The organism is Sphingomonas sp. (assembly GCF_019746015.1).
Taxonomy (GTDB): domain Bacteria; phylum Pseudomonadota; class Alphaproteobacteria; order Sphingomonadales; family Sphingomonadaceae; genus Sphingomonas.
The window spans coordinates 1-15,779 of the sequence record NZ_JAIESM010000007.1 but is presented as its reverse complement, the minus strand read 5'-3'; the positions used below and the strand labels follow the sequence as shown (position 1 = coordinate 15,779).

At 67.1% G+C, this 15,779-nt stretch carries 19 protein-coding genes and 1 tRNA gene; 10 read left to right on the top strand and 10 right to left on the bottom strand.

What is annotated here, in order from left to right:
* From K2Y03_RS01235 to K2Y03_RS01205, 7 genes are all read right to left on the bottom strand, one after another.
* Window positions 1-1,508 (bottom strand): DUF1570 domain-containing protein (locus K2Y03_RS01235; protein WP_294087644.1); only part of this gene is annotated, 1,508 nt, incomplete at its 3' end.
* 89 nt (window positions 1,509-1,597) lie between these two features.
* A complete protein-coding gene (locus tag K2Y03_RS01230) occupies window positions 1,598-2,038 on the bottom strand; it encodes a DUF3429 domain-containing protein (RefSeq protein ID WP_294087642.1) in 441 nt (146 codons plus the stop codon).
* Window positions 2,035-2,655, bottom strand: a complete 621-nt coding sequence (locus K2Y03_RS01225; RefSeq protein WP_294087639.1) for a class I SAM-dependent methyltransferase — start codon at window positions 2,653-2,655, stop codon at window positions 2,035-2,037. Before K2Y03_RS01225 ends, K2Y03_RS01230 begins: the two co-directional genes overlap by 4 nt.
* A gap of 28 nt (window positions 2,656-2,683) precedes the next feature.
* Window positions 2,684-3,901 (bottom strand): DUF3419 family protein, encoded by a 1,218-nt coding sequence (locus tag K2Y03_RS01220; protein ID WP_294087638.1) that lies wholly within the window; start codon window positions 3,899-3,901, stop codon window positions 2,684-2,686.
* Window positions 3,902-4,191: 290 nt separating this feature from the next.
* On the bottom strand, window positions 4,192-4,743 hold the full coding sequence (locus K2Y03_RS01215) for a fasciclin domain-containing protein (RefSeq protein ID WP_294087637.1): 552 nt from the start codon (window positions 4,741-4,743) through the stop codon (window positions 4,192-4,194).
* A 117-nt stretch (window positions 4,744-4,860) separates the two neighbouring features.
* Window positions 4,861-5,604, bottom strand: coding sequence for an anti-sigma factor (locus K2Y03_RS01210; protein ID WP_294087635.1), 744 nt, complete (start codon window positions 5,602-5,604; stop codon window positions 4,861-4,863).
* Window positions 5,601-6,167 (bottom strand): sigma-70 family RNA polymerase sigma factor, encoded by a 567-nt coding sequence (locus K2Y03_RS01205; protein ID WP_294087633.1) that lies wholly within the window; start codon window positions 6,165-6,167, stop codon window positions 5,601-5,603. The genes K2Y03_RS01210 and K2Y03_RS01205 overlap by 4 nt, the downstream gene beginning before the upstream one ends.
* A 156-nt stretch (window positions 6,168-6,323) precedes the next feature.
* Here K2Y03_RS01205 and rpiB point away from each other — a divergent pair, with 156 nt between their 5' ends.
* Genes rpiB through K2Y03_RS01185 form a run of 4 tightly spaced genes read left to right on the top strand, consistent with a single transcriptional unit; the run spans window position 6,324 to window position 9,268 of the window.
* Window positions 6,324-6,767 (top strand): ribose 5-phosphate isomerase B, encoded by a 444-nt coding sequence (gene rpiB / locus K2Y03_RS01200; RefSeq protein WP_294087631.1) that lies wholly within the window; start codon window positions 6,324-6,326, stop codon window positions 6,765-6,767.
* Window positions 6,764-8,080: a serine hydroxymethyltransferase gene (gene glyA / locus K2Y03_RS01195; RefSeq protein WP_294087629.1), complete on the top strand. Its 1,317-nt coding sequence runs from the start codon at window positions 6,764-6,766 to the stop codon at window positions 8,078-8,080. The genes rpiB and glyA overlap by 4 nt, the downstream gene beginning before the upstream one ends.
* A gap of 1 nt (window position 8,081) precedes the next feature.
* Complete coding sequence (nrdR, locus tag K2Y03_RS01190; protein WP_294087627.1) at window positions 8,082-8,558, top strand: transcriptional regulator NrdR; 477 nt, start codon at window positions 8,082-8,084, stop codon at window positions 8,556-8,558.
* Window positions 8,555-9,268, top strand: a complete 714-nt coding sequence (locus K2Y03_RS01185; RefSeq protein WP_294087626.1) for an RNA methyltransferase — start codon at window positions 8,555-8,557, stop codon at window positions 9,266-9,268. The genes nrdR and K2Y03_RS01185 overlap by 4 nt, the downstream gene beginning before the upstream one ends.
* A gap of 31 nt (window positions 9,269-9,299) precedes the next feature.
* Here K2Y03_RS01185 and K2Y03_RS01180 read toward each other — a convergent pair whose 3' ends face one another.
* On the bottom strand, window positions 9,300-9,608 hold the full coding sequence (locus tag K2Y03_RS01180; protein WP_294087625.1) for a chorismate mutase: 309 nt from the start codon (window positions 9,606-9,608) through the stop codon (window positions 9,300-9,302).
* A 221-nt stretch (window positions 9,609-9,829) separates the two neighbouring features.
* On the opposite strand from K2Y03_RS01180, the gene rpsD reads away from it, so the two are divergent.
* From rpsD to aguB, 4 genes are all read left to right on the top strand, one after another.
* Entirely contained in the window at window positions 9,830-10,444 is a 615-nt protein-coding gene (gene rpsD / locus K2Y03_RS01175) for a 30S ribosomal protein S4 (RefSeq protein ID WP_294087622.1), read from the top strand.
* A 156-nt stretch (window positions 10,445-10,600) separates the two neighbouring features.
* On the top strand, window positions 10,601-12,226 hold the full coding sequence (locus tag K2Y03_RS01170) for a M28 family metallopeptidase (protein ID WP_294087620.1): 1,626 nt from the start codon (window positions 10,601-10,603) through the stop codon (window positions 12,224-12,226).
* 12 nt (window positions 12,227-12,238) lie between these two features.
* Window positions 12,239-13,213 (top strand): agmatine deiminase family protein, encoded by a 975-nt coding sequence (locus K2Y03_RS01165; protein ID WP_294087618.1) that lies wholly within the window; start codon window positions 12,239-12,241, stop codon window positions 13,211-13,213.
* Between the two features lie 11 nt (window positions 13,214-13,224).
* Window positions 13,225-14,088, top strand: coding sequence for an N-carbamoylputrescine amidase (gene aguB / locus K2Y03_RS01160; protein WP_294087616.1), 864 nt, complete (start codon window positions 13,225-13,227; stop codon window positions 14,086-14,088).
* Here the strand turns inward: aguB and K2Y03_RS01155 are convergent.
* Together K2Y03_RS01155 and K2Y03_RS01150 are read right to left on the bottom strand one after the other, a co-directional pair.
* Window positions 14,061-14,519 (bottom strand): GNAT family N-acetyltransferase, encoded by a 459-nt coding sequence (locus K2Y03_RS01155; protein WP_294087615.1) that lies wholly within the window; start codon window positions 14,517-14,519, stop codon window positions 14,061-14,063. The genes aguB and K2Y03_RS01155 overlap by 28 nt on opposite strands.
* Window positions 14,516-15,166, bottom strand: coding sequence for a uracil-DNA glycosylase (locus K2Y03_RS01150; RefSeq protein ID WP_294087646.1), 651 nt, complete (start codon window positions 15,164-15,166; stop codon window positions 14,516-14,518). Before K2Y03_RS01150 ends, K2Y03_RS01155 begins: the two co-directional genes overlap by 4 nt.
* 26 nt (window positions 15,167-15,192) lie before the next feature.
* On the opposite strand from K2Y03_RS01150, the gene folK reads away from it, so the two are divergent.
* The gene (gene folK / locus K2Y03_RS01145; protein ID WP_294087612.1) at window positions 15,193-15,714 is read left to right on the top strand and encodes a 2-amino-4-hydroxy-6-hydroxymethyldihydropteridine diphosphokinase; all 522 of its coding nucleotides are present in this window, start codon (window positions 15,193-15,195) and stop codon (window positions 15,712-15,714) included.
* Window positions 15,705-15,777 (top strand) — tRNA-Lys (locus K2Y03_RS01140). Before folK ends, K2Y03_RS01140 begins: the two co-directional genes overlap by 10 nt.
* Window positions 15,778-15,779 lie beyond the last annotated feature (2 nt).

Here is a 15,779-nt window from a genome sequence, read left to right as displayed (position 1 = left end):
CTGCGCTTTGCCAACTCGGCGCGCACCGCCGCGACATCGGCGCCCTGGTCGATCAGCGCGATCAGTTTCGTCGCCAGATTGTCGCCGCCGCCATGCGGATCGGCCGAAACCGGCAGCAGCGCCACACGCATAGCCGCCAGGTCGCCGCTGCGCAGCCGTTCGAACGCCAGCATCATGCGCAGCGCGTCGACCTGCGGCGCCAGTTCCACCGCGCGTTCCAGCCCGGCAATGGCGCTGGCATTGGGCGTTTCGCCCGCACCGGCAAAACTGCCGTAGAACAGCGTGAAGGGATAGGCATAATCGGGGTCGGCGCGGTTCGCCTTCATGAACCAGCGCCGCGCCGCCTTCCAGTAATCCGGATTGCTGGGCTTGGCGGCGGCGGCGCGCCGCTGTTCGAGCAGCCCCTTGTAGATCAGCGCCATCACATTGCTGGGCTCCACCGCCAGCGCGCGGTCGGCGGCGGCGCCGGCTTCGGTATCGTTGCCGGCATCGAATTCGATTTCGGCCAGCACCCGCTGCACCCAGGCATGGTTGGGATAGCTGGCGGCAATCTTGCGCGCAGGTGCGACCAGTGCCTTGGCGCCCTTTTCATCAACGCCGGCGGTCGAGCGCAGCCGCAGCGGCATCATCTGCGCCTCGGCGGCGTCGAGCGGCCGGATGGCGACCGGCACCGGCTTCAGATCGGCGGCGCGGATGGTGACCGACTTCAGCGGCTTCATGCGATAGTCGTTCAGCTCGCGGTCGAGCGTGGACAGCTTGCCAAAGGCTTGGGTGGCCGCTTCGAGCGGCGCCTTGCGGGCGTTGATCAGCTCCATGTAACGGGTGAACTGGCCATCCCGCTTGCCGCCCAGCAACAGGTAATGGATCAGCAGCCAGCCGCGCGCATAAAGCTGGTCTCCGTCCACCCCGCGCCCGCGATTGGCGTCTGCATTGAGCAGATCGTTGATCGACACCACGCTTTCGCTGAAAATCGAATAGCCGCGCGCATTGTTGGGCAGACCGGTGGTGACATCGCCATTGGCCTCCATCCGGGCGACGGCGAAGAATTCCGCCATCCCTTCGGTCACCCAGCCCGGATAATAGGCATTGCTGTTGTTCAGCATCAGATGGTGGACATATTCGTGGAACAGCACGAGTTCGGGGTTGAAATATTTGTCGTCGCTGTCCGTCTTGCGGGGGGTGAAGGCAACCGGGCCTTCGACGCGCGCCATATAGAAGCCGGCGACCGAACTGCTGCGGCCCAGCTCCTGGATCACGCCCTGGTTGCGCACCACATAAACGACCACCCGGTTGGACGGCACGGTGATCGCGTCTTTCAGGTTCAGCCCCACGCGCAGCGCCGCGTCGAACCGCTCCAGCCGGTCGGCAAAGCGCTGCATCTCCTCGCGCTTCAGGTCGCCATAGATCACGAAATGGCTGTTGCTCGCCTCCAGCCATTCCGCGCGCGCCGGCGCGGCCGCGAACACCCCCGTCACCAGCGCCAGCACCAGCGCGCACAAGCGGATCATCCATGCCCCCATCATCGATGCTGCCGAAGAATAATTGAAGATTTACAACATTAAAAGCGGGTTGCGGCGGTGGCCCGCAGAAATACCTGTCAAAGAAACGCGGCGGCCACCGTCATGCCGCCCAGCCCCAGCGACAGCGGCACCCTGAGGCTCAGCCACCAGGGCGGGGCGATGCCGGCGCGCTGCAGCAGGACATCGACGCCGAGTGCTGCAATCAGCGCCGCGCCCAGCAGGACGAGCGAAGGGCCGGGCCAGGGCTGGCCCTGTGCCCAGGGCAGCGCGCTTCCCAGCGCGACGAGCGAGGGGATGACGGCCGCCACCCAAAGCCAGGCGGGCGGCTGTTCCGTGCGCGCCGCCAGCCCCCACCACAGCCCGCCCAGAAAGCTCAGGATCAGCGCCGCATAGGCAAAGCCCAGCGCCAGCGCGGCAAAGCGCGTGGCCGGATCATGCTGTAAAAGCGTAAGGATTACAGCGATTTGCGGGGCAAGGCCGGCCAGCCCCAGCGATCGCGCCAGCGCCGGCGGGCTCATGCCGAAAGACGCCCTGTCCACGCGTAACCGCGATAAATGGGTGTAAACGAGACTGTCAACTTATGCGCCCCGCCGATCCGCGCCAGCGCCGCGCCCAGCGTTGCCCGCGGCGTCACGTCAAACTGGCGCAGCCAGGCGAACAGCAGCGCTCTGAACGGCGCCGGCAGCCCTTCCTGCTGGCCGAAATCGACAATGTCGAGCCGCCCGCCCGGCGCCAGCAGCTGCGCGCCCTGGTTCAGCGCGCCTTCCCAGTCGGGAATCATCGACAGTGTATAGCTCTGGAAGATGCGGTCGAACCGGGCGGTGCCGAACAGCGCCACCGGATCGAAATCGGTCGCATCGCCCTGCGCAAAGGCGATGCGGTCGGCGAGCCCCGCCTTCGCCGCATTGGCGCGCGCCGTCTCCAGCATCGCCTCCGAAATGTCGATCCCGAAATAGCGCGCCTGGGGAAAGCGCTTCGCCGCCGCGATCAGGTTGCGCCCGGTGCCGCAGCCGATTTCGAGCACCGTGCCGCCCGGCGGCGGCGCCAGCCCCGCGATCAGCCGGTCGCGGCCGAGCAGATAATATTTGCGGGTCAGATCATAGAAATGGCGCTGGGTGCGATAGATCGCATCCATGTGCCCGGCATGGTCGGTGCTCAGTGCCTCACCCTTTCAGCACATAGAGGTGGACGCCGCCATAGATCGAGCTGCGGTCGCGCCGGGTATAGTCGAGCGAGTCCTCGGCGCGATACTCCCAGCGGCCCAGAATCTCGTCGGGCACCCGGCCGGGCAGAATGGTCGGCGCGCCGGCGGTGCGGAACAGAACCCGCGCCCCGGGCTTGGCGGTGCGGGTGATTTCGGTCCACAGGCTGGTCAGGATTTCGTCGGTCATCCAGTCCTGCGCGTCGAGCAGGACATAGCGGTCGCGCGACGCATCGGGGCAGGTCTTCAGATAATCGATGAAATTGGCGTGGCGCACCTCGACCCGCTCGGCCCGGTCGCGCACGGCCTCGTAATGGCCGCGCTGCAGATAGGGCGGCAGCGAGGCATCGGGCGTATCCTGATAGCCGCGGCCGAACGCCTGCCAGGCGAAATAATTCTCGCGCAGGTCGAAATCGCAGGCGAGCTTTTCCAGCCGCTCGCGCAGCACCACCGCCATCTTCGAATCGCCCGCCAGCGCTTCATACTGGGCCGGCGGAATGCCGAGACCAAACAGCGAGGCTGGCTGGTCGGTCAGCCAGCGGACGAACGCCTTGTCGAAGATCGGCGCGAAGTCGCGGTCGAAAATCTCGCGCTGCTCCTCGATCGACCCGGCGCGCAGGATCTTGCGCGGGTTGAGCCCGTTCAGCCGGGCGAGCAGGTGCGCGGCACCGATGAAATTGCCCAGCAGCCCGCGCTTGTAGACGCCGCGCGCAAAGCCCGAGATGCGCCGCCGCCCGATCAGGTCGCGCCCTTCCCAATAGCGGCGCGTGGTATCGTCGAGATAGGGCCGCACGAAGCGGCGATAGGCGGCGATGTTTTCCTTGGTGTTGGCGCGCGCGAAAAAGCGGTGGAAGGCGGCATAATCGGGCAGCTTGCGCGCCGCGACCAGCTTCAGCTTGTTGAGCGCGATATGCGCGGTGTTGAGGTCGACCGCGGTAATCGCCTTGGGATTCGCGGTCAGATAGCTCAGCACATTGCACCCGCCAGAGGCGATCTGCACGATGTGGCAGTCGGGCGTTACCGCCAGCGCCTCAAGGTCGACGGCGGGGTCTTCCCAGATCTGCGCATAGACAAGGCCGCGAAACGCGAAAGTGAAGGTGCGCTCCAGCAGGCCCTGCTTGCTCAAATGATCATGGCGGTGGACCGCGCTGCGGACGGCGCGGTTTCGCGGGGGTTTCATCGACAATCTCCTAGAGCGGCGATTTCCGCTACGCGAGCGTGCCGGGCGAAAGCAATGATAAATTTGCAGGCGCACCCCGGCCGGGGGCTTGCCCCAAAGCATCCGCCCCCGCCGGGTGGGGTCCGCCGGGGCTAGACGACGGACCCCGAGCGCCGCAAGCGGGGGAGGATTGCGGCAGCTCTTGTGCGCCCGGCCCGTCATTTCCGGGGTTTTGGGCCGGGCGCGTCTTCAGCTACGATGTGTGTTAGCGGCCAGATGCTGCCGCCACGAAAAAAAGCAACGTCAAGCGGTTAGGGCAGCAATACGCGATCGATCACGTGGATGACGCCGTTCGACTGGTTGACATTGGCGATGGTGATGTTGGCCTTGCCGCCCTTGGCATCGGTCACGGTATAGCCCTTCATCCCCTTGGCGAAGGTCAGCGTACCGCCCTGCACCGTGGCATAGGTCGCCTTGCCCGACGCCTTTACCTTGGCGGCGATATCGGCGGCCGAAACCTTGCCCGGCAGCACGTGATAGGTCAGCACCGCCGTCAGCGTGCCCTTGTTCTCAGGCTTCAGCAGATTGTCGACCGTGCCGGCGGGTAGCTTGGCGAAAGCGGCGTTGGTCGGCGCGAACACGGTGAACGGCCCCGGGCCGGACAGCGTCTCGACCAGACCGGCGGCCTTGACGGCCGCGACCAGCGTGGTGTGGTCCTTGGAATTCACGGCATTTTCGATGATGTTCTTGGTGGGATACATCGCGGCGCCGCCGACCATCGGGTTCTTCGACGCGGCCATCAGCGAGCCCGTGCCAAGCACGGCGGCGCTGGCGACCAGGGTCAAACGGATAAAATGGTTCATCACTTCCCTCCTAGGAAACACTCGTTGATTGAGTGCGGCCCCAGCTACGAGAGGGATGGCAAAGCGGATGCAGCGCCCTTGCAAATCGGGCAGGGGAGCGGGCCGGCGCCGCCTTTCCTAAATACGCGCGAGCGTGCCTGCCGCCACGATCGGCCCTTGCGGCTTGCCGGTGGGCGAGCCGCCCGGCGCTTCGGCGGTGATCGCGATCGTCGCGCCGGGGGCGAACTGCACCCGGACAGGGGCAGCGATCCCGACCCGCGTGGTGCGTGCGGCCTGCATGAGGCCCAGCGACACCGGCACCTGATCGGCGCCGATCACCCACAGCTCGGCGCTGTGCGCGGCATCGACCAGCGCGGCGGGCGCCACGCGCAACGCGCCGCTGTCCGGATCATAGATGGCCGCGATCGGCGCGCCCTTGCCGCTGGGGACAATCGCCGCGACCAGCACCGGCACCGGCTTGGCCGCGACGATCACCGGCGCGGGGACAGGCGGCGCCGGGCGCAGCAGCACGACCCCCAGCATCAGCGCGGCGGCGAGCGACGAGATGCCGGCCAGCGCCTGCCACCGGCGCACCGGCGCGGTATCATTGGCTGCAATGGGGGCGGGGGGCGCCGCCGCAGCCGGCGGGGCGAGGGCAGCTTCCAGTCGTGCCAGCCCGTCGGCGGGCGGCGCTGCTTCGGCATAGCCGTCGATCATCTGCGCGAAATGCGCGCGCCACGTCTCCACCTCTGCCGCGAAATCGGGCTCGGCAAGCAGCCGGCGCAGCGCCGCCGCCCGCTCCTCCCCGTCGAGCAGGCCCAGCGCCAGTTCGGCGGCCTGCATGTCGGGGTCCGGCATCATCGGGTCATGGGGTGTGGTCATTGCTCGACACACTCCCGCAAACGCATCAGCCCGCGCCGCACCCAGCTCTTCATCGTGCCCAGCGGCACCCCTTGTCGTTCAGCAAGCTCGACATAGGTGACGCCGTCGAAAAAGGCGGTGCGGATCGCGGCGCGGGCGCGTTCCTCGATCTGGTCCAGGCAGAAGTGCAGCCGCCGGCCGGCTTCGTCGGCCAGCATCACCTGCTCGGCGCCGGGCCGGTCGTCGGCAACCGGTGCGGCGTCATCGATCGGGGCAGTCGGGCGGGTGCCCTGCGCGCGGCGCCAGTCGATCGCGCGGTTGCGCGCAATCGTTGCGAGCCACGTGATCGGGCTCGCCCGGCCCGGCTCATAGCCGGCGGCACGTTTCCACACCGTCAGATAAACTTCCTGCAACACATCTTCCGCCGCTTGTCGCTCACCGCAGATACGCAGGCAAATGCCAAAAAGTTTAGCACTGGTGCGCCGGTAAACGTCGCTGAGCGCAGCGCGATCGCCATCGCCCACCCGGATGAGCAGGGCGGCGAGCTGGGCACGGGCATCGGCGGGGGCGATGTTGGTCGTCACGGCCCGGCTGAACTAGCGCGCCCGTCGCCCGACGCCAATGGATTTTTCCCGGTTTTTTGCGCGTTTCGGCGCTTGCACGCCCCGGGCTGGCAATCGCGCGGCGGCTCGGCTAGAGCGGCGCCATTCTTCAACCCTTGTGCGGAGCCAGTTCAGCCAATGCGTGTTGCGATCGCATCTGACCATGCGGCCTATGCGCTGAAGGCGGCGCTCATCCCGTGGCTGGTCGCCGGCGGGCACGCAGTGGACGATCTGGGCACCCACGGCCCCGACAGCGTCGATTACCCCGATTTCGGCGCCGCACTGGCAGCCGCGATTGCCGAGGGCAGCGCCGAGCGCGGGATTGCCCTGTGCGGCTCGGGCATCGGGATTTCGATTGCGGTCAATCGCCACCCGGCCGCGCGCTGTGCCCGGGTGGACGATCCGCTGTCGGCGGCGCTTGCCCGCCAGCACAACGATGCCAATGTCATCGCGCTCGGCGCCCGCCTGATCGGCGAGGAAATGGCGCGCGCCTGCATCACCGCCTTTCTTGCCACGCCTTTCGAGGGTGGCCGACATCAGCACCGGGTCGACAAGCTCGGCAAACAGGGGATTATCGCATGAGCACCAATCCGCAGACGCTGGGCGATGTGCAGCCCGACGGTTTCTTCACCCGCGGCCTGGAAGCGGCCGACCCCGCCGTCTTTGCCGGCGTCGCCCATGAACTGGCGCGCGAGCAGGGCCAGATCGAGCTGATCGCCAGCGAGAATATCGTCAGCCGCGCGGTGCTGGAGGCGCAGGGCTCGGTCTTCACCAACAAATATGCCGAAGGCTATCCGGGCAAGCGCTATTATCAGGGCTGCCACCCCTCGGACGAAGTCGAGCAGCTGGCGATCGACCGCGCCCGCGCGCTGTTCGACTGCGCCTATGCCAATGTGCAGCCGCATTCGGGCGCGCAGGCCAATGGCGCGGTGATGCTGGCTCTGGCGCAGCCCGGCGACACGATCATGGGGCTCAGCCTCGATGCCGGCGGCCATCTGACGCATGGCGCCAAGGCGGCGCAATCGGGCAAATGGTTCAACGCGGTGCATTATGGCGTGCGCCGCGACACGCATCTGATCGATTTCGACGAAGTGCGCAGCCTGGCGCGCGAACACAAGCCGCGCATCATCATCGCCGGCGGCTCCGCCTATCCGCGCACGATCGACTTTGCCGCGTTCCGCGCGATTGCCGATGAAGTGGGCGCGACCTTCTGGGTCGACATGGCGCATTTCGCCGGGCTGGTGGCGGCGGGCGCCCACCCCTCGCCGCTTGCGCATGCGCATGTGGTGACGACGACCACCCACAAGACGCTGCGCGGGCCGCGTGGCGGCCTCATCCTCTCGAATGACGAGGCGCTGGGCAAGAAGCTCAACTCGGCGGTGTTCCCGGGCCTGCAGGGCGGGCCGCTGATGCATGTCATCGCTGCCAAGGCAGTGGCGTTCGGCGAGGCGCTGCAGCCCGGCTACAAGAGCTATATCGCCGCCGTCGTCGAAAATGCGAAGGTGCTGGCGGCAACGCTGAAGGAGCGCGGCGCCGATCTGGTTGCCGGCGGCACCGACACGCATCTGGCGCTGGTCGACCTGACCCCGCTCGGCGTGACCGGCAAGGATGCCGACGAGGCGCTCGAGCGTGCCGGCATCACCTGCAACAAGAATGCGGTGCCGTTCGACCCGCTGCCGCCGACCAAGACCAGCGGCATCCGCGTCGGCTCGCCCGCGGGCACCACGCGCGGCTTCGGCCCGGCCGAATTCCGCGAGATCGGCCATATGATCGCCGATGTGCTCGACGGCTTGCGCGCCAGGGGCGAAGGCGGCGACGCAGCGGTCGAGGCGGCGGTCCGTGCGCGCGTCGGGGCGCTGACCGCGCGCTTCCCGATCTATCCGCTCGGAGTGTGAGTTGCGCTGTCCCTTTTGCAGTCACGAAGACAGCCAGGTAAAGGACAGTCGCTCGACCGAGGACGGCGCGGCAATCCGCCGCCGCCGCCAGTGCGAGGGGTGCGGCGCCCGCTTCACCACCTTCGAGCGGATCCAGCTGCGTGAACTGGTGGTGGTGAAGAGCGGCGGTGCCGATGGCGGGGTGCGGCGCGAGCCGTTCGACCGCGACAAGCTGATGCGCTCAGTCGCCATTGCCTGCCGCAAGCGGCCGATCGACGCGGTGCGGCTGGAACGGCTGGTGAGCGGCATCCAGCGCCAGCTGGAAACCCAGGGCGACGGCGAAGTGCCCGCCAAGCGCATCGGCGAAATGGTGATGGAAGGGCTGAAGGGCCTCGATTCGGTGGCCTATATCCGTTTCGCCAGCGTCTATAAGGACTTTCGCGAGGCCCGCGATTTCGAGGAATTCGCCGGCAGCGTGAGCGCGGTGGCAAAGCAATGACGCCGCCCGCCATCATTCTTGTCCGCCCGCAGCTGGGGGAGAATATCGGCAAGGCGGCGCGCGCCATGCTGAACTTCGCGCTTGATGACCTGCGCCTTGTCGCCCCGCGCGATGGCTGGCCCAACCCGGCCGCCGGCCCCGCTGCCTCGGGCGCCGACATCGTGCTCGCCAAGGCGCAGGTGTTCGACACGGTTGCCGAGGCGGTGGCTGACTGCCAGCATGTCTATGCAACCACGGTGCGCAAGCGCGGCGTCACCAAGCCGGTGCTGACGCCGGAGGCCGCCGCGCGCGAAATGTGGGCGCTGGCGGGCAAGGCCGCCGTGCTGTTCGGCGCCGAACGTGCCGGGCTGGAAACCGACGATGTGGCGCTGGCCCGCACCATCATCACCGCGCCGATCAACCCCGAATTCGGTTCGCTCAACCTGGCACAGGCGGTCATTCTGGTTGCCTATGAATGGTCGAAGGGCGCGTCGCTCGCCATACCCACGATCACCGACATCGCGCCGCCCGCGCCGCACGAGGAGCTGGAGGGGATGATCGGCCAGCTCGACGCGATGCTGGAAGGTGCTGGCTTCTACTACCCGCCAGACCGGGTGGCGACGACCCGGCGCACCTTGCGCACCTTGCTCACCAAGCCCGGCTGGTCGAGCCAGGAAGTGCGCACGCTGCGCGGTGTGCTGTCGGCGCTCGACAAGCCCCGGCCGCGCTAGCGTTGTTCTCGGCGTCGCGCTGGGGAAGTCTTTACCCGCGCAGCCGGTCGAACATGTCGAACTCATAGGCGATCGAGGCTTCGACCAGTTGCTCCCAAAGCTCGGCTGCAACCTGCTCGGGCACGCCGGCCCTGCCGGCTTCGGCCACGACATTGGCGATGACCTGGGCCTTGCGCGCTTCGTCGCGCACCGCGTCGCGGCTCGGCTTGATCCGCGCGGCGGCTGCCATATAGGCAAAGCGCCTGGCCAGCAGCGCGATCAGCGCGCGGTCGACCGCGTCGACGCCCGCGCGCACCTCTGCCATCGTCGTGCAATCGGGGCCGGGCACAATATCGTCCATCGCGCGCCTCATAATCGTGCGCGCCTGCTTGTCCACCCTTGTCGCAGCTGGTGCCGCGCCCTTGACTCATGGCTGTGCTTCTGACATCGCCCGCGCCTTCGCAACTGGCCCCGCACCCCGGTGAAGCGGTGGCCCTGCTCGATCACCATGATCTGCAGCGCGGAAGACCGGGTAGCGCCCATCATGGTGGCGGGCGCGTTACAGCAGTTGAAGGACGTCTTATGTCGAAGCGCCAGAGCGCCAAGTACAAACTCGATCGCCGCATGGGCGAGAATATCTGGGGTCGCCCCAAGAGCCCGGTCAACAAGCGCGAATATGGCCCCGGCCAGCACGGCCAGCGCCGTAAGGGCAAGATGAGCGATTTCGGCCTGCAGCTGCGCGCGAAGCAGAAGCTGAAGGGCTATTATGGCGACGTGACCGAAAAGCAGTTCAAGCGCGCCTATGAAGAAGCGTCGCGGATGAAGGGCGACACCAGCCAGAACCTGATCGGCCTGCTCGAACAGCGGCTGGACATCATCGTCTATCGCGCCAAGTTCGCACCGACCGTGTTCGCCGCGCGCCAGCTGGTCAGCCATGGCCATGTCCATGTGAACGGCACCAAGTGCAACATCGCGTCGCGCCGCATCTTTCCGGGCGACGAAGTGACGCTGGGCAGCAAGGCGCAGGAAATGGCGCTGGTGATGGAAGCGCAGAGCCTGGCCGAGCGCGACATCCCCGATTATGTCGCGCCAGACGGCGCGTCGAAGGTTACCTTCACGCGCGTGCCGACGCTCGACGAAGTGCCCTATCCGGTGAAGATGGAACCCAATCTGGTCGTGGAATTCTATTCGCGCTGATTGACGCTCACTGGATTGAATCTTTGCAAGGGGCGGGGCCTGACCAGGCTTTCCGCCCCTTCGCATTATTGCGCGCCGCCGCCGCCAATGCCAGAAGATGCGCGCCCGGCCCACCGGTTTCCGGGTGAAAGACAAGGCCCGTCAAAAGGATCGCCGATGCGCTCTACCCTTATCCCGCTGGCCCTGCTGCTCACGACGGCCGCCAGCCCCGCGCCGCAGATTTCAACCGAGACGCTGAAGGAGGTGACCAGCACGCTCGCCTCCGATGCGTTCGAGGGGCGCAAGCCGACCACGCCGGCTGAGGACAAGACCGTTGCCTATCTGATCGAGCGGTTCAAGGCGGCTGGGCTGCAGCCGGGCAACAAGGGCAGCTGGACGCAGGATGTGCCGCTGGTGGAGCTGAAGGCCACCAATGTCTCCACCATCCGCTTCTCGGGCGGCAAGGCGCCGGTGACCGCCGCCTATGCCACCGACATGGTGGTCGGCACGCACCGGGTGACGCCGCGCATCGCGCTGAAGGACAGCCCGGTCGTCTTCGTCGGCTATGGCATCACCGCGCCTGAACGCGGGTGGGACGATTATGCCGGCGTCGATGTGCGCGGCAAGACGGTCATCATCCTCATCAACGATCCCGACTGGCAGGCAAAAGGCCTGACCGGGCGTTTCGGCGGGCGGGCGATGACCTATTATGGCCGCTGGATCTACAAGTTCGAGGAAGCGGCCCGGCACGGTGCGGCGGGCGCGATCATCGTCCACGATACCGAGCCTGCCGCCTATGGCTGGGGCGTCGTCCAGTCGAGCTGGACCGGGCCGCAGCTGGAGCTCGATACGCCGGATGGCCATATGACCGACAGTGCGGTGATCGGCTGGATGCAGCTGGCCAAGGCGAAGCAGCTGTTCACGGCCGCCGGGCAGAATTTCGCCGCGCTCTCGGCGGCCGCGAAACAGCGCGGCTTCAAGGCGGTACCGCTCAAGACACGCATGTCGGTGTCGTTCGACAATGGCATCCGCCGCCAGGCTTCGAAGAACGTCATCGGCATATTGCCCGGCACGGGGGCACCCGATGAATGGGTGCTCTATTCGGCGCATTGGGACCATCTGGGCCGCTGCGCGCCGGTGAAGGGCGACGATATCTGTAACGGCGCGCTCGACAATGCGAGCGGCAGCGCCGGGCTGGTCGCCCTTGCCGAGGCGCAGGCCAAGGCCGGGCCGGCGCGCCGGTCGATGGCGTTTCTGGCGGTAACGGCCGAGGAATCGGGCCTGCTCGGCTCGCAATATTATGCCGAGCACCCGGTCTATCCGCTGGCGCAAACGGTGGGCGGCGTGAACATGGACGGGCTGAACGTGCTGGGCCGCACGCGCGATTTCGTGCTGCTGGGGGCCGGCAAGTCGGAACTTGAGGATCTGGTGAAGCCGCTGGTCGCGGCGCAGGGCCGCGTGATCGCGCCCGAGCCGGAGCCGCAGCGCGGCTATTATTACCGCTCTGACCATTTCAGCTTTGCCAAGCTCGGCGTACCGATGCTGTACGGCAAGAGCGGCGAGGATCTGGCGACGGGGGGCAGCGCTGCCGGCCATGCCGCCGCGCTCGACTACATCGCCAACCGCTATCACAAGCCGCAGGATGAATATGATGCGCGCTGGGACTGGTCGGGCGCGGTCGATGACCTCGCCATCTACTACCAGCTCGGCCGTCAGCTGGCTGAGGGCAGTGCCTGGCCCAACTGGTACAAGTCGGCCGAGTTCAGAGCGATCCGCGATGCCTCGCGGCAAAAGGCACGATAAGGGCAGGCGGACATGAGCAAGCTGTGTCAGCCGGCCGAATGGGCGCGCCACAAGGCGGTGTGGATCGGTTTTCCGAGCCATGAGGATCTGTGGGGCGACGATCTGCTGCCCGCGCGCGAGGAAGTGGCCGCCTTTGCCCGCGCGGTCCATGCCGATGGCGCGGGCGAAAAGGTGCTGCTGGTCGCCGCCGATGCCGAAGCCGCCGCCGCTGCCGGTGAAGCGTGCCCCTTTGCCGAGGTGATCCCGGAATTGTTCGGCGATATCTGGCTGCGCGATACCGGGCCGATCATGCGCTCCCGCAACGAGGCGCGGCTGTTCGCCTTCAACGGCTGGGGCGGCAAATATGATCTGCCCGGCGACAATGACGTGGGCGAGCGGCTGGCGCGGCTGCGCGGGGCAGAGGTGATCCGCGCCGACTGGACGCTGGAAGGCGGCGCGATCGATGGCGACGGCACCGGCCTCGTCGTCACCACCGAGCAGTGCCTGCTCAACCGCAACCGCAATCCCGGCGCCAGCAAGATGGCGATCGAGCAGCGCCTGCATGACGATCTGGGCTTTACCCGGGTGATCTGGCTGGGTGACGGGCTGATCAACGATCACACTGACGGCCATGTCGACAATCTGGCGCGCTTCGTGGCGCCGGGCCGGCTGGCGATTCCGGAAGGGACCGACAACGACCCCAATTGGCGGGTCTATCAGCACGCTGCCGAGCGGGTGCATTTTTCCGGCGCCGAGGTTGAACTGGTGCGGGTGCCGTCGCCCGGGCGCTATCTGCACGATGAGGAGATCGTGCCGGCCAGCTACATGAATTTCTACATCGGCAACGCCGCCGTCATCGTGCCGCAATATGGCGTTGCCAACGATGCCGCCGCGGTCGACGCATTTGCGGCATTGTTTCCGGAGCGGCGGGTTGTCGGCCTGCGCGCCGATCATATCTTGACCGGGGGCGGCAGCTTTCACTGCATCAGCCAGCAGATCCCCGCCTGAAAGGCCGATTGATGACCGAGATCACCGTTGCCGCGATCCAGTGCGCGCTGCCTGGGCCGACGGACGCCAATATCGACGCGGTCGAGGCGCATGTGCGCGAGGCGGCGCAGCATGGCGCGCGCGTCATCCTGCCGCCTGAACTGTTCGAAGGGCCCTATTTCTGCCAGCGTCAGGAGCTGGACTGGTTCGCCACCGCCCACCCGACGCTCGATCATCCCAGCGTCATCGCCATGCAGAAGCTGGCGAAGGAACTGCAGGTCTATATCCCGACCAGCTTTTTCGAGAAGGACGGGCCGCATTATTACAACTCGCTGGCGATGGTAGATGATCGCGGCGAGGTGATGGGCGTCTATCGCAAGAGCCACATCCCTGATGGCCCCGGCTATAGCGAGAAATTCTATTTCCGCCCCGGCAATAGCGGGTTCAAGGTGTGGCCGACGCGCTATGGCACGCTGGGCGTCGGCATCTGCTGGGACCAATGGTACCCCGAAACCGCGCGCGCGCTGATGCTGATGGGGGCGGACATCCTGATGTTCCCGACCGCGATCGGCGACGAGCCCGAGGCGGAAGATCTCGACACGTCGCGCCTGTGGCGGCGCGCGATGATCGGCCATGCCGTGTCGAACGTGGTGCCGGTGGTGGCGTCGAACCGCATCGGCGCGGAACCGAACAGCGCGGGCGGCACGCAAAGCTATTACGGCCACAGCTTCATCGCCAATGAGCGCGGCGATCTGGTCGCGGACTATGGCGCGGGCGAGAGCGGCGTGCTGGTGGCGACGCTCGACCTCGACGAGGCCGCGAAGAACCGGGCGGCGTTCGGCTTCTTCCGCGACCGCCGGCCCCAGCTTTACGGCCGGCTGGTCGAGGATGTTTGAAACATGAGCTCGTGTGTCTGCCCGTCGAGCGCGCGCGCCTGAAAGCCGCCGGCTTCGTACATCAAGGCGGCCACCGGGTTATTCGTGAGTAGCCTCAGCCGCGAAAAATGCGCGCGACCATGGGTGACCAGCTCGCGCAAGATCGCTCGCCCGACCCCCTGTCGGCGTACCGCAGTCATCACGTAGAAGTGGCGGATGCGGCCCAGTTCCGGCGAAGGCGCATAGGGGTCGTAAGTGATGCTGCCCACGCCCACCAGCGCCGTATCGATAAACGCACCGATCAGCACTTCGCCGACCCTGTCGAACCGCTTTGTCCCGTCCAGCCAGCCGCTCTGCAAGCGCTGCATGAATTGCCCGTCATGGGCGGCGGCATCAGCCAGCAGCGCGCCGAACAGGTCAGCATCGTAGGCGGTTTTTGCCGTCAATATCATCGCAGCGCCGCCGCTCGCTCAAACACCGCCTGGAACATCTCGCGTGTCAGTCTCGCCGTATTCTGATTGTACCGGCTGCAGTGATAGCTGTCGATCAGCACCACGCCGCTCGGCATCCGGTGTTCGGCGCCGTGCGCGAAGCGTGCCTTGGGCAGCTTGCCCCCCAGCGCCTTGACGGCCGACTGATGAGCGATCTGGCCCAGCGCGACCACCACCTTCAACCCCGTCAGCGCCGTCAGCTCCGCCGCCAGGAAGGGGCGGCAGGCGTGGATTTCGGCCGGATCGGGCCGGTTGCCCGGCGGCAGGCATTTGACGGCGTTGAAAATGATCGCGCTGGTCAGTGTCAGCCCGTCCTCGGCATGCCCTTGATAGTTGCCTTGCGCCACGCCGATCGTCGCCAGCGCGCCGAACAGCCAGTCGCCGGCGCCGTCACCCGTGAAGGCGCGGCCGGTGCGGTTGGCGCCGTGCTTGCCGGGTGCAAGGCCGACCACCGCCAGCCACGCGTGAGGATCGCCGAACGCCGGCACCGGCGCGTTCCACCACTCCGGCTGCTCGGCACGGCACGCGGTGCGCAGCGCGGCAAGGCGCGGGCACCGGTCGCAGTCGCGCGGTGGCGCCATGGCCGGGGCGGCGGCGATTTGCGGCATCATCCAAAGCGCGATAGGCGGCCGCCATGGCAATGCCAAGCCGGGGCGGACGCCCCTTCCTCTATGCGGTGGCGCTGGGCTCCAACCGGCGCGGCCGGGCGGGCGATCCGCCCCGCGTGCTGCGCGCGGCACTGGGCGCGATTGGTGGGGTGAAGGCCGCCTCGGCGATCATCACCACGGCGCCGCTCGGGCCATCGACGCGGCGCTATGCCAATATGGTCGCGCTGGTCGAAACGGCAGAGACGCCGCCCGAACTGCTCGCGCGGCTGAAGGCGGTCGAGCACAGCTTCGGCCGCCGGCCCGGTCAGCGCTGGGGCGCGCGGGTGCTCGACCTCGATATCATCTTGTGGTCGGGCGGGGCCTGGGCCGGGCCGGGGCTGGTGGTGCCGCACGCCGCTTTCCGCAAGCGCCATTTCGTGCTGGCGCCGCTGGCCGGCATTGCGCCCGGCTGGCGCGATCCGCTCAGCGGCCGCACCATGCGCCAGCTTGCATCTTTGCTTGCGCTTAAGCGGCAACCCACTATGTGGCGCCGAGGGATGGGTCCGTAGCTCAGTCGGTAGAGCAAGCGACTTTTAATCGAGAGGTCCCGGGTTCGAATCCCGGCGGACCCACC

Bases quoted from the DNA above. Each gene is read 5' to 3' on its own strand.
- K2Y03_RS01230 (WP_294087642.1), bottom strand. From the start codon at position 2,038: ATGAGCCCGCCGGCGCTGGCGCGATCGCTGGGGCTGGCCGGCCTTGCC.
- K2Y03_RS01225 (WP_294087639.1), bottom strand. From the start codon at position 2,655: ATGGATGCGATCTATCGCACCCAGCGCCATTTCTATGATCTGACCCGC.
- K2Y03_RS01220 (WP_294087638.1), bottom strand. From the start codon at position 3,901: ATGAAACCCCCGCGAAACCGCGCCGTCCGCAGCGCGGTCCACCGCCAT.
- K2Y03_RS01215 (WP_294087637.1), bottom strand. From the start codon at position 4,743: ATGAACCATTTTATCCGTTTGACCCTGGTCGCCAGCGCCGCCGTGCTT.
- K2Y03_RS01210 (WP_294087635.1), bottom strand. From the start codon at position 5,604: ATGACCACACCCCATGACCCGATGATGCCGGACCCCGACATGCAGGCC.
- rpiB (WP_294087631.1), top strand. From the start codon at position 6,324: ATGCGTGTTGCGATCGCATCTGACCATGCGGCCTATGCGCTGAAGGCG.
- glyA (WP_294087629.1), top strand. From the start codon at position 6,764: ATGAGCACCAATCCGCAGACGCTGGGCGATGTGCAGCCCGACGGTTTC.
- K2Y03_RS01185 (WP_294087626.1), top strand. From the start codon at position 8,555: ATGACGCCGCCCGCCATCATTCTTGTCCGCCCGCAGCTGGGGGAGAAT.
- K2Y03_RS01180 (WP_294087625.1), bottom strand. From the start codon at position 9,608: ATGGACGATATTGTGCCCGGCCCCGATTGCACGACGATGGCAGAGGTG.
- rpsD (WP_294087622.1), top strand. From the start codon at position 9,830: ATGTCGAAGCGCCAGAGCGCCAAGTACAAACTCGATCGCCGCATGGGC.
- K2Y03_RS01170 (WP_294087620.1), top strand. From the start codon at position 10,601: ATGCGCTCTACCCTTATCCCGCTGGCCCTGCTGCTCACGACGGCCGCC.
- K2Y03_RS01165 (WP_294087618.1), top strand. From the start codon at position 12,239: ATGAGCAAGCTGTGTCAGCCGGCCGAATGGGCGCGCCACAAGGCGGTG.
- aguB (WP_294087616.1), top strand. From the start codon at position 13,225: ATGACCGAGATCACCGTTGCCGCGATCCAGTGCGCGCTGCCTGGGCCG.
- K2Y03_RS01155 (WP_294087615.1), bottom strand. From the start codon at position 14,519: ATGATATTGACGGCAAAAACCGCCTACGATGCTGACCTGTTCGGCGCG.
- K2Y03_RS01150 (WP_294087646.1), bottom strand. From the start codon at position 15,166: ATGCCGCAAATCGCCGCCGCCCCGGCCATGGCGCCACCGCGCGACTGC.
- folK (WP_294087612.1), top strand. From the start codon at position 15,193: ATGGCAATGCCAAGCCGGGGCGGACGCCCCTTCCTCTATGCGGTGGCG.